A 13,282-nucleotide genomic window follows, 5' to 3' on the forward strand; every position below is an offset into this window, starting at 1 on the left:
CTAAGTCGCCCCAGCTAGGACGCCCCCTTCATTCCAGCGAGGACGGGTCCAGTTCCATCCGCGACTCGCGCCGCCGCGCGAACCAGGTCACGAACCACATCACGACGCCCAGCAGGAGCAGCCAGCCGGCGACCTGGTACTGGATGACGTCGCGGCCCGTCAGCGGCGTGACGAGGAACAGGCAGGCTGCCGCGCCCAGCCAGGGCACGACGCGGCTGATGGTGAAGTGGCGGTGCTTCACCTGGTCGCGGCGCAGGACCAGCACCGCGATGTTCACGAAGGCGAACACGCCCAGCAGCAAGAGCGCCGTGGTGCCGCCCAGCGCGCGGATCGCCTGGGAATCGGCCAGCGCCACCAGGATGATCAGGCCGAACGCCAGCGCGGTGGTGAACAGGATGGCGGTCCAGGGCGTCTGGTTCTTGCGGTGCACGTGGGCCAGGAAGGCAGGCAGCACGCCCTGGCGCGACATGCCGTACAACAGGCGGCTGGCCATCATCATGTTGATCAGCGCCGAGTTCGCCACGGCAAACATCGAGATGATGGGCATGATGTATTCGACCGGCAGATTGGGCGCGGCGCGCTTGACCACCAGCACCAGCGGCGTGCTGCTCTTGGCCAGTTCGCCCACCGGCACCAGGGCGACGGCGCAGATCGACACCAGCACATAGATGAGCGCCGTGATGCCCAGGCCCGTCAGCATGACCTTCGGGAAGATGCGGCTGGGGTCGTGCGTTTCCTCGGCCATGTTGACCGAGTCCTCGAAGCCCACCATGGCGAAGAACGCGAGCGCGGTGGCCGAGGTCACGGCGAGGAACACGCTCTTGTCTTCGGGCGTATCGAACGCGACGACGCGGGAAAAGTCCGCCTGCCCGCCGGAAATGGCGTAGAAGCCCAGGATGATCACCATCAGCAGGCCTGACAGTTCGATCAGCGTGAGAATGACGTTGGCGCGCACGCTCTCGGTCGCGCCGCGCAGGTTCACCACCATGATCAGCAACATGAACCCCAGCGCGCCGAGCGTGATCCAGCGCTTGTCGGCCTCGAAGCCCATGGCCACGAAGAGGTTGGCGGCAAAGGCCTGCGACGCGGTCGCGGCCGAGGTCAGGCCGGAACACATGACGGTGAAGCAGACGATGAAAGTCAGGAAATGCAGGCCGAAGGCCTTGTGCACGTAGAGCGCGGCGCCGGCGGCGCGGGGGTACTTGGTGACGAGTTCAAGATAGGACAGCGCGGTCAGCAGAGCCACCCCAAAGGCGACCAGAAACGGCAGCCAGGCCGCGCCGCCGACCTCGGCGGCCACTTGCCCCGTCAGCGCATAGACGCCGGTGCCCAGGATGTCGCCGACGATGAACAGCAGCAGCAGCTTCGGGCCCATCACCCGTTTCAGCTGCGTGTGGTCTTTTGTGTCTGGCGTGGTTTGCGTGTTTTGCGTGTCTTTCGTGGCCATAGTGTCTTTTTTCCTCTTATGTGGCTCGGGGAAGGCGTGCCTGGGCAACGCAGGGCGCTGAAAAAAGTCTAAGGCGGCAATCGGGCGGTGTCCTGAAACCAAATGTCTAAGTTGTTGGCGGCTGTGTATCGGCAGGTGCGCCCGTCGGCGCGGGCGCTTGCGAAAAAAAGCCCGGCGCAAGCCGGGCTGAGTCGCAGGCGTGGTCAGGGCTGCCCGGCCGGGGGCGCCAGCGACGGCGGCAGCTTGCGCAGGGTCGCGGGCGTGCGCGACAACTTGATGGGCGAGCCCACGCCCTTGTAGTCGCCCTGTTCCAGCACCATGCCGCGATGGGCGGTATGCGGATGCGCAAGCGCCTGCTCCACCGTCTGCACCGCGGCCGCGGGCACGCCGGCGCGCAGCAGCCGGTCCGAGAGCGCGGCGGCGTCGTGGCGGGCGAGCAGCGCCGTGAGGTCTTCGCGCAGGGCGGGGCGGTTGCGCAGGCGGTCCGCGTTGGTCGCATAGCGCGCATCCTGCGCCAGGGCGGGGGCGTCGAGCGCCTGGGCCAGCATCGCGAACTGGCGGTTGTTGCCCACCGCCAGGAAGATGGGGCCGCTCGCGGTCGGCAGCGTTTCGTAAGGCGCGATGTTCGGATGCGCGTTGCCGCTGCGCTGCGGCGCCTTGCCGCTGTAGAAATAGTTGGGCGCATGCGGATGCAGCAGCGACAGCGCGCAGTCGTACAGCGTGATGTCCAGGAACTGGCCCAGCTCGCTGCGCACGCGCTCGTTGAGCGCCAGCAGGATGGCGACCGCCGCGTTCAGGCCGGTCACCATGTCCACCACCGGCAGGCCGACCCGCGTGGCCTCGCCGTCCGCTTCGCCGTTCACGCTCATCAGGCCGCACATGGCCTGGGCGCAGGCGTCATAGCCCGGCAGGCCGCCCAGCGGGCCGTCCGAGCCGAAGCCGCTGACGCGGCAATGGATGAGCGCGGGAAAGGCCTGCTTGAGGTCCTGGTAGCCCAGGCCCCACTTCTCCAGCGTGCCGGGCTTGAAGTTTTCGACCAGCACGTCGGCGTCGGCCAGCAGATGGCGCAGCAGCTCCTGGCCGGCGGGTTGCGACAGGTCCAGCGTCATGCCGTCCTTGTTGCGGTTCACGCCGATGAAATACGAGGCCGTCTCGCCCAGAAAGGGCGGGCCCCAGCCGCGCGTTTCGTCGCCGCCGGGCGGCTCGATCTTCAGCACATCGGCGCCGTGGTCGGCCAGGATCTGGGTGCAGTAGGGACCGCCCAGCACGCGCGACAGGTCGATCACCTTGCAGCCCGCGAGGGCGCCGGCGTTGGGTAGGGTAGGGGCCATGATGTGTTCGCTTCAGTCGATGGAGACGTTGGCGCTCTTGATGAGGGCGCGCCACTTGGGGACTTCGGTGCCGATGAACGCGGACAGGCCCTGCGGCGTCTTGTCCTGCGCTTCGACGATGCCCTGCGCGCGCAGGGTCTGGCCGATGGCGGGGTCCGACAGCGCGGTCCGGAACGCCTGGTTCAGCGTGTCGACAACCTCGGCCGGCGTGTTCTTGGGGGCGACGATGCCGAAGAAGACGCTGACGTCATAGCCGGCCAGTCCCTGCTCGGACAGGGTCGGCAGGTCAGGCAGCGCGTCGGAGCGCTGCGCGCTCGCCAGCCCGATGGCGCGCAGCTTGCCGGCCTTGACGTACGGCAGCGCGGTGAGGATGTCGGTGAACGACATCGACACCTGTCCGCCCAGCAGGTCGTTCAGCGCGGGGCCGGTGCCCTTGTACGGGATGTGCATGATCTGGGTGTCGGCCATGCGGTTGAACAGGATGCCGGCCAGATGCGACGACGCGCCGTTGCCCGACGAGGCATAGCTCAGCTTGTCCGGGTTCTGGCGGGCGTAGGCGATCAGTTCCTGCAGATTGTTGGCGGGCACCGACGGGTTCACGACCAGGATGTTGGGCAGGTGGCCGATGCGGATGATGGGCGCAAAGCTGGTCTCGGGGTTGTAGCCCTGGTTCTTGTACAGGCTGACGTTGATGGCGAGCGGCCCCGAGGTGCCGAACAGGATGGTGTAGCCGTCGGGCTTGGCGGCGGCGACGTATTCGGAACCGATGTTGCCGCCCGCGCCGCTGCGGTTTTCGACGATGACGTTCTGCTTGAGCGGCTCGCGCAGCTTTTCGGCCAGGCGGCGCGCCAGCGCGTCGGTCGGGCCGCCGGGCGGGAAGGGCACGACCAGCGTGACGGGCCGCGCGGTCGGGAAGGCGTCGGCGGCTACCGCAGGCGCCGCCGTCACGGCGGCAGCGGCGGCCGCGGCGGCCAGCAGAAGGGGGGCGAAATGGCGTTTCATGGGTGTCTCCGGTGAATGACGCGCCGGCTGTGCCGCCGGCGTCGGGTGAGGGCAAAGCGGGGTGTGTGCGCTACAGCGCGTATTGCAGGATGGCCCGGCAGGCCGCGCTCTCGTCGGGGGGGATGGCGTAGGGATCGCGCGGCGCCAGGCGGTGCAGCAGCACCTGATCGGCCAGCCGCGCGCGGCTTTCCAGGCCGGCGCCGGTGGCTTCCCAGCGCAGCGCGGCCATCGAGACCGCGTGGTAGAGCAACGATGCGGCCTGGCGGGCCAGCTCCGCGTGGTCGCCCTGCGCGGCGTGTTCGGCCAGCGCATAGGTCTTTTCCAGGGCGTCGGCCTGCGCGTCGGCCAGTCCGGCCGGGCAGGGCACGCCCTCGGCGAGCAGGCGGTCGATGTGGCTGCGCAGCGCGGGCAGGGAATTTTCTTTCTTGATGGCGCGCAGCACGTCCAGCGCGACGATGTTGCTGGTGCCCTCCCAGATGGAGCCCAGATGTGCGTCGCGGACCAGCCGGGGCTCGGTCCATTCTTCGATGTAGCCGCAGCCGCCGCGCACTTCCATGGCGTCGCCGGTGACCTTGCGCGCATCGCGGCAGGCGCGGAACTTGATGAGCGGTGTCAGGATGCGGGCCAGCGCGGGGTCGGCCGCGCCCTGGTCGGCGTCGGCCAGCGCCCGCGCCGTCTGGAACATGACGCTGCGCGCCTGTTCGGCCCACACCGTCATCTTGACGAGCTGGCGCTGCATGAGCGGCATGTCGATCAGCCGCTTGCCGAAGGCGCGGCGGTGCTGCGACACGTAGACGGCCTCCGTGACGGCGCGGCGCATCAGGCCGGCGGCGCGCATGCCGTTCGATAGCCGCGAGTTGTTGATCATGTCGGCCATGTGCTTGAAGCCGCGGCCGCGCTCGCCCACCAGCCACGCCACCGCGCCTTCCAGGCGGATCTCGCCGCTGGCCATGGACCGGGTGCCCAGTTTGTCCTTCAGGCGCAGGATGCGGTAGTGGTTGTGCGTGCCGTCGGCCAGGTCGCGCGGCAGCAGAAAGAGCGACACGCCCTTCAGGCCGGGTTGCGCCTCGCTGCGCGCCAGCAACATCGCGAAACCTGCGTCGGGGTTCGAGCAGAACCACTTGTCGCCGTGGATGCGCCAGGTGCCGTCGTCCTGGGCCTGGGCCGTGACCTCGGTGGCGCTGACGTCCGAGCCCGCACCCTGTTCGGTCATGAACATCGCGCCCTGGCGCAGCGTGTCGAAATCCTGCGAGGTGACCTGCGGCAGCACGCGCTCGACCAGCGCGGGGTCGCCGAACTTGCGCAAGGTGCGCGCCAGCGAGTCGGTCATGCTGACCGGGCAGCACAGGCCGAATTCGGCCTGCACGAAGAGGTGGCTGAGCGCGTACTTGGCCGCCGCGGGCATGGGTTCGGGCCAGCCGAGCACGCCGCCGCGATGGGACAGCGCGGCCAAGCCGAATTCGCTGTAGGCCAGGCGTTCCAGTTCCACGTAGGCGGGGTGCTTGTCCACGCGCGACTCGTCCGTGCCGGCGCGGGTGCGCACCGACAGCGTGGGGGGATGCTTGTCGGCCACGGACGCCAGTTCGTCCATGAGGCCGCCCGCCAGTTCGCCCAGGCGCCGCAGGTGCGGCAGCAGATGCGCCTGCAGGTCGGCGGGCAGGTAGCGGCGGCTGAGCGCCTCGGCATACGGGTCCGCGTCGAACAGGTTCAGCCCCCGGGAGTCCGGGACGGGCGTGGTGGTGGCGGCAACGGGAAAGACGGGGGTATCCATGGCAGCATCCGGGGACGAGGGCGGGAGATGGCCTATGGTGCGGGGCTTGATTAATCTATTCAAATACTGTTTTGATGTAGATCAATCCAAAGAAAATATAGATCTGCCTAGGGAGCGATGCATGGACCTGGACCCGCGCCTGCTGCGGTATTTCATCGCCGTGGCCGAGGAACGCCATTTCAGCCGGGCGGCGGCGCGCCTGCACATTTCCCAGCCGCCGCTCAGCTATGCGATCCGCCAGCTGGAAGAAAACGTCGGCGCGCGCCTGCTGGCCCGCACCAGCCGGCACGTGGAACTGACCGATGCCGGACAGGTGCTGTACCGCGAGGCGCACATCCTGCTGCGCCAGGCCGAGGAGGTGCGCACGCTGGTGCGGCAGGTGGACGCGGGCCTGCGCGGCCGCCTGCGCATCGGCTTCGTGGGATCGATGCTGTACCGGGGCCTGCCCGCGCTGCTGAACGCCATGCGGGCGGCGCTGCCGGATGTGGAACACGTGTTGACCGAACTGAACTCGCACGACCAGATCGAGGCGGTGCGGCGCGGCGAGCAGGACCTGGGCTTCATCCACGCCAATCCGGTCCCGGACGGGGTGCAGGCGCGCGACCTGATGGCCGAGCCCTTCGTGGTCTGCCTGCCGGACGCGCATCCGCTGGCGGGGCGCGACTCGGTGGGGCTGGCGGAGCTGGCGTCGGACGATTTCGTGTTTTTCGCCCGCGCGGCCTCGCCCAGCTATTACGAGACGGTGCTGTCGATGTGCGTGTCGGCCGGCTTTACGCCGGCGATCCGGCACGAAGTGCGCCATTGGCTGAGCGTGGCGTCGCTGGTGTCGCAGGGGCTGGGGGTGTCGATCGTGCCGGCCTGCCTGTCGCGCAGCGGGCTGGCGGGCACCCGCTTCATCGCTTTCGAGCACCAGGCGCGCTCGATCAGCCAGGTGATCTGGCCTGATACGGCGCGTTCGCCCCTGCAGGAGCGCGCGGTGGCGCTGGTGGCGCAGGCGTTTCCGCCGCCGCCGAGCGCCGCCGCGGGGTGAGGATCAGCGGAACACGACGGTCTTGTTGCGGTTCAGCAGGATGCGGTGCTCGACGTGGCTGCGCACGGCGCGCGACAGCACCAGCGATTCGATGTCGCTGCCCACCTGGGTGAGGTCCTGGGCGGTCATCGTGTGATCGACGCGTTCGATGTCCTGGTCGATGATCGGGCCTTCGTCCAGGTCCGAGGTCACGTAGTGGGCGGTGGCGCCGATGATCTTCACGCCGCGTGCATGGGCCTGGTGATAGGGCCGCGCGCCCTTGAAGCTGGGCAGGAAGCTGTGGTGGATGTTGATCGCCCGGCCGGTCAGGGCGCGGCACATGTCGGCCGACAGGATCTGCATGTAGCGGGCCAGCACGACCAGGTCGATGTTCGCCTTGTCGACGATCTCCAGGACCTGCTTTTCCTGTTCCAGCTTGGTGTCGGGCGTGACCGGCAGGTAGTGGAACGGGATGCCGTAGGAGGCGGCCAGGCTGGCGTAGTCGTTGTGGTTGGAGACGATTGCCGCCACGTCGGCGTGCAGGTGGCCGCTGTGCACGCGGAACAGCAGGTCGTTCAGGCAGTGGCCCTGCTTGCTGACCATGATCAGCAGGCGCTCCTTGCGGCGCGCGTCGTGCAGCTTGAGTTCCATGCCGTAATCGGCGGACAGGGTATCCAGGCGGGCGCGCAGGTCGTCGGCGGCCACGTTGACCGGCAGGTCGAAGTGCACGCGCAGGAAGAAGCGGCCCGTCTCTTCGTCGCCGAACTGCTGCGAATCCAGGATGTTGCAACCCAGTTCGAACAACAGGCCGCTGACGCGGTAGACGATGCCGGTGCGGTCAGGGCAGGACAGGGTCAGGATGTAGTCGTTGTGCTGCATGGCGGGGATGGCTGAAAGGGAAAAAAGGAGTCGGGCGGATCAGGCGGACAGGCGCGCCAGGGTTTCTTCCGCCAGGGCCAGGCTGGAGGTCAGCCCGGGAGATTCGATGCCGAACAGGTTCACCAGGCCGGGCACGCCATGCACGGCGGGGCCGGCGATGACGAAGTCCGCGGCCGGCTCGTGCGGGCCGGAGATCTTGGGCCGGATGCCGGTGTAGCCGGGCGCCAGCGCGCCGTCGGGCAGGTCGGGCCAGTAGCTGCGGACGGCTTCGTAGAACACGTCGGCGCGGGCCGGGTCGATCGTGTAGTCCTCGGTGCCGACCCATTCGGTGTCGGGGCCGAACTTGGCCTGGCCGCCCATGTCCAGCGTCAGGTGCACGCCCAGGCCGGCGTGCTGCGGCACGGGGTAGATCAGGTGCGAGAACGGCGCGCGGCCGGACAGCGTGAAATAGCTGCCCTTGCACAGGTAATCGGTGGGGATGGTGTCCGCCGGCACGCCGTCGATGCGGCGTGCCAGCGCCGGCGCCTGCAGGCCGGCCGCGTTGATCAGCACGTTGCAGGTCAGGGTCATGGCTTCTTCGCCGCCGAATTGCAGGTCGAACCCGCCTTCGGGGCGCATCCGGCCCGACACCAGCGGGGTGTGGAACACGCATTGGGCGCCCGCGTTTTCGGCCTCGCCCTGGAACGAGAGCATCAGCGCGTGGCTGTCCACGATGCCGGTGGACGGCGACACCAGCGCGGCGGTGCATTGCAGCGCGGGCTCCAGACGCATGGCCTCCGCGCCCGAGATGTACTGCAGGTCGTCCACGCCGTTGGCGCGCGCACGCTGCGCGATGCCTTCGAGCTGCGTCGCCTGTTCCGGGCTGGTCGCCACGATGAGCTTGCCCAGACGCTTGTGCGGCACGCCCCGTTCGGCGCAATACGCATACAGCAGGTGCTTGCCGCGCACGCAAAGGCGCGCCTTCAGGCTGCCGGCGGGGTAATAGATGCCGGCGTGGATGACTTCGGAATTGCGCGAGCTGGTGCCGGTGCCGATGGCCTCGGTGGCCTCGGCCACCAGCACTTCGCGGCCCGACTGGGCCAGCGCGCGGGCGATCGCCAGGCCCACTACGCCGGCGCCGATGACGACGCAATCGATGTCGACGCTCATGAGGCGGCCTTTCCGGAACGGGCGCCGGCCGGCGTCAGGTCGAATCCGCCGGCGTGAAAGACCAGCGGCGGCTCGCCGCTATGTCCGCAACGTTCGACTTCTCCCACCATGATGACGTGATCTCCTTCGACATAGCGGCTGCGGTTGCGGCATTCGAACCAGGCGGCGCAATGGCCGTCCAGCATGGGCGTGCCGCCCGGCGCGTGGTGCACTGCCAGCCCCGCAAAGCGGTCCGGCGTCTTGCCCGTCGCGAAGCGGCGCGCCAGCGCGATCTGATCCGCGCTCAGCACATTGACGACGTAGCGCTCGCACTGTTCGAAGGCCGCCAGCGACGACGAGCCCAGCGACAGGCTCCACAGCACCAGCGGCGGATTCAGCGATACCGAATTGAACGAGCTGACGGTCAGTCCGATGGGCGCGCCATCCGGGCCGGCGGTCGTCACGACCGTCACGCCGGTGGCGTAGCGGCCCAGTGCGGTGCGAAAGAAGGCGGAGTCGAAATCAGGGGAGGAGGCGGACATGCAATAGACGGTTCGGTCGGGCGCCCTCAGGTGGCGCGCCCGGCGTAGGGGCGCCCCGCATGAGGGCGCCCGGTATCAGGGCGACAGGCGTTCGATCTTCCAGGCCGCGCCGTCCGCGACGTAGCGCAGGCGGTCGTGCAGGCGGGACGGGCGGCCCTGCCAGAATTCGAAGGCGGTGGGCTTGAGGCGATATCCGCCCCAGTGCGGCGGACGCGGCGGTTGTTCGCCGAAGCGCTCGCGGAATTCCTTTTCGCGGGCTTCCAGTTCTTCGCGGGTGATGGGCTGGCTCTGGCGCGAAGCCCAGGCGCCGATGCGCGAACCGGCCGGGCGGCTGTTGTAGTAGGCATCGGACTCTTCGGCCGCCACCTTTTCCACCACGCCCTCGATGCGGACCTGGCGCTCCAGCGGCTGCCAGAAGAAGAGCAGGCTGGCGCGCGGTTCGGCCAGGAGGTCCAGGCCCTTGCGCGATTCGTAATTGGTGAAGAACGTGAAGCCCTGTTCGTCAAAGCCCTTGATGAGGACGATGCGGGCGCTGGGCTGACCGCTGGCGTCCACGGTGGCCAGGGTCATGGCGTTGGGTTCCGGCACCTTGGAGGCCAGGGCCTCGTCGAACCAGCGGGCGAATTGCTCGAACGGAGAGGCGGCTGCCTGGCTTTCCAGCAGCACGTTCTTTTCATAGCTTTGACGCAGATCTGAGACGGACATGGTCTTGGGGGTTCAGCGTTGATAACAGGGAGTTTATACCGCTTGGGAGACCGGCTCCCCATTGACCCCGCGCAGGCCCCGGGCAAGTTCGCCGCGGCCGGCCGCCGCCGCGGCGTCAGGCGCCTTCGGGCAGGGAATGGCCGTCCACTTCAAGACGGCGGGCGATGGCATCCAGCCGGGCGTCGTGGATCCCGGCGGCGCGCAGGGCCTGGGCGGTCTGCACCACGTAGTCGGTGCAGGGGCCGTAGCGCCCCGCGGCGCGCCGCACGATAGCCAGCAGTTCCGGTTCGGGCAGGGCCCGGATATAGGCCGGGTTGCTGCGGTTCATGATGAAGACCAGCGCGCGGATGATGCCCTCGTCGGTCGTGCAGCGGATCCAGCGGGGCAGATAGGCGCCGGTGGACATCTCGCGCTCCCAGAGCGCGGGAAAATAATTGGGGACCTGGTCCCCGGCCAGCCGGTAGACGACGCCGCGGCAGGAGCCGCCGCGGTCCAGTCCGAACACGAGGCCGGGACATTCGGGCGTGCCGCGGTTGACCCGCGACCACAGGCAGAGCGCCCGGTGATGGCCGCGCAGGGTGGCCAGCCGGCGTTCCATGAAATCGAAATCGGGACGCCAGATGAGCGATCCGTACCCGAATACCCAGACGTCCTCGCCCTCCTGCCAGTGCCGCAGCGCATCCTCGAGCGAGGCTTGCCGCTCCTCCGGGGTCCAGAGGCGAAAGGGCAGGGAGGCGCCGGAGAGATCCGAGGCGGGTGGGGATGACGCTTTGTTCACGACTACGTTTTCCGTTCAGGCTCGTGCGGAGGATTGCGATTGGCCCAGCCCCCGGCCATCAATGCCACGGAATAGGCCCAGAAAAGCGGGGCAACGCCAATTACCGCACCCAGCGCGCCGAAGGTCAACGGCAGCGACACCTGCGAACCGTTGATCAGGGCCATCCGCAGGCCCACGGCCTCGGCCGCCCGGCCCGGCGGCGAATGCTGGTGCAGCAAGGCCAGCATGCTGGGCTGGCAACAGCCCAGCGCCAGGCCTAGGATGAAGGACAGCACGATCAGGACGGTAACGTCGGTGAACAGCGGGTAAAACATGAAGTCGATGGCGGCCGTGGCCATGGCCACGCGCACCAGCGTCCATGAGCGGACGCGGCGCTGGATCAAGGGGAGAACCAGGCGGATGACGAAAGTTGCCGCCGCGAAGGACGCCAGGATGACGCCGATGGTGGTGGCCGACAGGCCGATCGCCACGCCGAAGATGGGCACGACGAACAAATGGGTGTCCCAGGCGCCGGACAGAATGGTGTTCACCATGAGGATGCGGCGCAGGGCGGGGACGGCCAGCAGTTCGGTGACGCGGCGGCGCTGGGCCTCGCGCACGACGGTGATCGCGGCGTCCACGGCCTTCAATTGGTGACGGAGCGCATACAGTCCGCCGGCCGACAGCAGGGGCCCGAGGGCCAGGATGCCGAACGCCGTGCGGGTGCCCAGGTGGTCGATCGCCAGCCCCGCGATGAGCGGGCCGGAGAAACCGGAGCCCGCCAGCGCCAGCGACATGAACGAGAAATTGCGCAGGCGCTGTTCGGGTTCGGCATGGCCCAGCAGGTCCTGCGTGGCGACCTGGTGCAGCATGAACCCGATGCCGATGCAGCACGAGGCGACCAGCAGCGCAGCCTGGGTCTGCGAGATGAAGGGAAGTAAGGTGCCGAAGGCGACCAAAGCCGTGCCGATCACCAGGGGGCGCACGATGCCGACCCGATCGACCCAACGCCCCGCGCGCACCGAAAACAGCATCGGCAGCACCGCGAACACGGCGACCAGGGTGCCGACCTTGAATGTGGACAGCCCCATCTGCAGCGCGGTCAGGGAAACGGTGATCCGTCCCCCGGTAAGCGCCACGTGATTCATCATGGCCAGCAGGCACAACAGCACCGCCCCGGAAAATTCTGGGGAACTGGATGGCGCGGAGGGGGATCTGTTGGAGGTAGACACGGCTTAACTGCAGCCATTCTGTTCGTAACATCCGCCTATGTCGAGGCGAGGATTTTTTGCGCCGCCGCAATTGGGGGCGGGTCACGGCGGGGAGTTAGCGGTCATCTAGCCGCCAAGTCGTGTTCTTATTCATACAGATGACAGCACGTTCACGGCAGGTGCGGTAAAAAGGGTTCCGTCTTTGCGCCGCACTCGTTGTATCGTTCTCGCAACGGAACAATCATGGCGGGTGTCATTCGCCAGCATCACCGGCGCCGTTCTCGGCGCCAGCCGTCCCTCTTATCCAGTTCAATGAAAAAGTCCCGCAGCAAGCTCAAGCGCTATGGCCTGATCGCCGTCATCCTCCTGCTTCTCGTGTTCGCCGCCCGGGCCGCGTTCTTCTCCGCGCCGCCGCCGCCGACCTTCGCGGTGGCCGAGGTCACCCGCGCCGACCTGGAAGACAGCGTCCTGGCCAGCGGCACCATCGACGCCATCGAACGGGTCAGCGTCGGCGCCCAGGCCACGGGCCAGTTGAAGTCCTTGAAGGTGGAGCTGGGCGACCGGGTCAAGAAGGGCCAGCTCGTGGCCGAGATCGACGACCTGACCCAGCAGAACGAGCTGCGCAACGCCGAGGCCGCGCTGCAGACGCGACGCGCCGAGCGCGCCGCCAAGGTTGCGATGCTGAAACAGGCCGAGCTCGCCTTCAAGCGGCAGCGCCAGATGCTGGCGGCCGATGCCAGCTCGCGCGAGGCCTACGAATCCGCCGAGGCCACGCTGGGCGTGACCCGCGCCGAGATCGCCTCGCTGGACGCGCAGATCGCCCAGGCGGAAATCCAGGTCGACACCGCCCAGGTCAACCTGGGCTATACGCGTATCGTCTCGCCGATCGACGGCATGGTGGTGGCGGTGGTGACCAAGGAAGGCCAGACGGTGAACTCGATCCAGAGCGCGCCGACCATCATCAAGGTGGCGCAGGTGGACACCATGACGATCAAGGCGCAGATTTCCGAGGCCGACGTGACCCGGGTCAAGCCGGGCCTGCCGGTCTATTTCACCATCCTGGGTGAGCCCGACGAGCGCTACCGGGCGACGCTGCGCGCGGTGGAACCGGCGCCGGATTCCATCCAGAAGGACGATGCGACCTCGTCGCTGACGTCGTCCACCAGCACGTCGACCAGCGCGGCGGTTTATTACAACGGCCTGTTCGACGTGCCCAACCCGGACGAGAAGCTGCGCATTTCGATGACGGCGCAGGTGTTCATCGTGCTGGGCGAGGCCAAGAATGCCGTGGTGGTGCCCGCCTCGGCGCTGGGCAAGCGCGGCGAGGACGGGCGCTATGCGGTGCGGGTGGTGCTGGACGGCAACAAGACCGAGACGCGGCAGGTCCGCATCGGCATGAACAACAATGTGCAGGCGCAGGTGCTGGAAGGCCTGGAGGTGGGCGAACGCGTCGTGTCGGCGGATTCTGCCCCGGCGGCCGGCGCGCAGCCGGGGGCCTGA

Annotated in this window: 12 protein-coding genes; 2 read left to right on the top strand and 10 right to left on the bottom strand. The window is 68.1% G+C overall.

Going from position 1 to position 13,282, the window contains the following annotated elements:
* Positions 1–28: 28 nt before the first annotated feature.
* The 4 genes from BMW75_RS22115 to BMW75_RS22130 all read right to left on the bottom strand — a co-directional run bounded on the left by BMW75_RS22115 (position 29) and on the right by BMW75_RS22130 (position 5,551).
* Positions 29–1,447: an APC family permease gene (locus BMW75_RS22115; RefSeq protein ID WP_092581888.1), complete on the bottom strand. Its 1,419-nt coding sequence runs from the start codon at positions 1,445–1,447 to the stop codon at positions 29–31.
* A gap of 203 nt (positions 1,448–1,650) precedes the next feature.
* On the bottom strand, positions 1,651–2,778 hold the full coding sequence (locus BMW75_RS22120) for a CaiB/BaiF CoA transferase family protein (protein WP_092581889.1): 1,128 nt from the start codon (positions 2,776–2,778) through the stop codon (positions 1,651–1,653).
* 12 nt (positions 2,779–2,790) lie between these two features.
* Positions 2,791–3,780, bottom strand: coding sequence for a Bug family tripartite tricarboxylate transporter substrate binding protein (locus BMW75_RS22125; protein WP_092581890.1), 990 nt, complete (start codon positions 3,778–3,780; stop codon positions 2,791–2,793).
* A 70-nt stretch (positions 3,781–3,850) separates the two neighbouring features.
* Positions 3,851–5,551 carry an acyl-CoA dehydrogenase family protein gene (locus BMW75_RS22130; protein WP_092581891.1) on the bottom strand — a complete coding sequence of 567 codons (1,701 nt, stop codon included), beginning with the start codon at positions 5,549–5,551 and terminating at the stop codon, positions 3,851–3,853.
* A 121-nt stretch (positions 5,552–5,672) separates the two neighbouring features.
* Here BMW75_RS22130 and BMW75_RS22135 point away from each other — a divergent pair, with 121 nt between their 5' ends.
* Positions 5,673–6,581 (top strand): LysR family transcriptional regulator, encoded by a 909-nt coding sequence (locus tag BMW75_RS22135; protein WP_092581892.1) that lies wholly within the window; start codon positions 5,673–5,675, stop codon positions 6,579–6,581.
* A 3-nt stretch (positions 6,582–6,584) separates the two neighbouring features.
* Here the strand turns inward: BMW75_RS22135 and purU are convergent, their stop codons facing one another.
* From purU to BMW75_RS22165, 6 genes are all read right to left on the bottom strand, one after another.
* Positions 6,585–7,439, bottom strand: a complete 855-nt coding sequence (purU, locus tag BMW75_RS22140) for a formyltetrahydrofolate deformylase (protein WP_076518993.1) — start codon at positions 7,437–7,439, stop codon at positions 6,585–6,587.
* 39 nt (positions 7,440–7,478) lie between these two features.
* A complete protein-coding gene (locus BMW75_RS22145) occupies positions 7,479–8,588 on the bottom strand; it encodes an NAD(P)/FAD-dependent oxidoreductase (RefSeq protein ID WP_092581893.1) in 1,110 nt (369 codons plus the stop codon).
* Positions 8,585–9,109, bottom strand: coding sequence for a flavin reductase family protein (locus BMW75_RS22150; protein WP_092581894.1), 525 nt, complete (start codon positions 9,107–9,109; stop codon positions 8,585–8,587). The genes BMW75_RS22145 and BMW75_RS22150 overlap by 4 nt, the downstream gene beginning before the upstream one ends.
* 75 nt (positions 9,110–9,184) lie before the next feature.
* Positions 9,185–9,814 carry a pyridoxamine 5'-phosphate oxidase gene (gene pdxH, locus BMW75_RS22155; protein WP_092581895.1) on the bottom strand — a complete coding sequence of 210 codons (630 nt, stop codon included), beginning with the start codon at positions 9,812–9,814 and terminating at the stop codon, positions 9,185–9,187.
* A gap of 115 nt (positions 9,815–9,929) precedes the next feature.
* Positions 9,930–10,592 (bottom strand): gamma-glutamylcyclotransferase, encoded by a 663-nt coding sequence (locus BMW75_RS22160; RefSeq protein WP_092581896.1) that lies wholly within the window; start codon positions 10,590–10,592, stop codon positions 9,930–9,932.
* 2 nt (positions 10,593–10,594) lie between these two features.
* Complete coding sequence (locus tag BMW75_RS22165) at positions 10,595–11,803, bottom strand: MFS transporter (RefSeq protein WP_092581897.1); 1,209 nt, start codon at positions 11,801–11,803, stop codon at positions 10,595–10,597.
* Between the two features lie 291 nt (positions 11,804–12,094).
* On the opposite strand from BMW75_RS22165, the gene BMW75_RS22170 reads away from it, so the two are divergent.
* The gene (locus BMW75_RS22170; RefSeq protein ID WP_092581898.1) at positions 12,095–13,282 is read left to right on the top strand and encodes an efflux RND transporter periplasmic adaptor subunit; all 1,188 of its coding nucleotides are present in this window, start codon (positions 12,095–12,097) and stop codon (positions 13,280–13,282) included.

Source organism: Achromobacter sp. NFACC18-2 (assembly GCF_900108985.1).
In the GTDB taxonomy this organism is placed as follows: domain Bacteria; phylum Pseudomonadota; class Gammaproteobacteria; order Burkholderiales; family Burkholderiaceae_B; genus Achromobacter.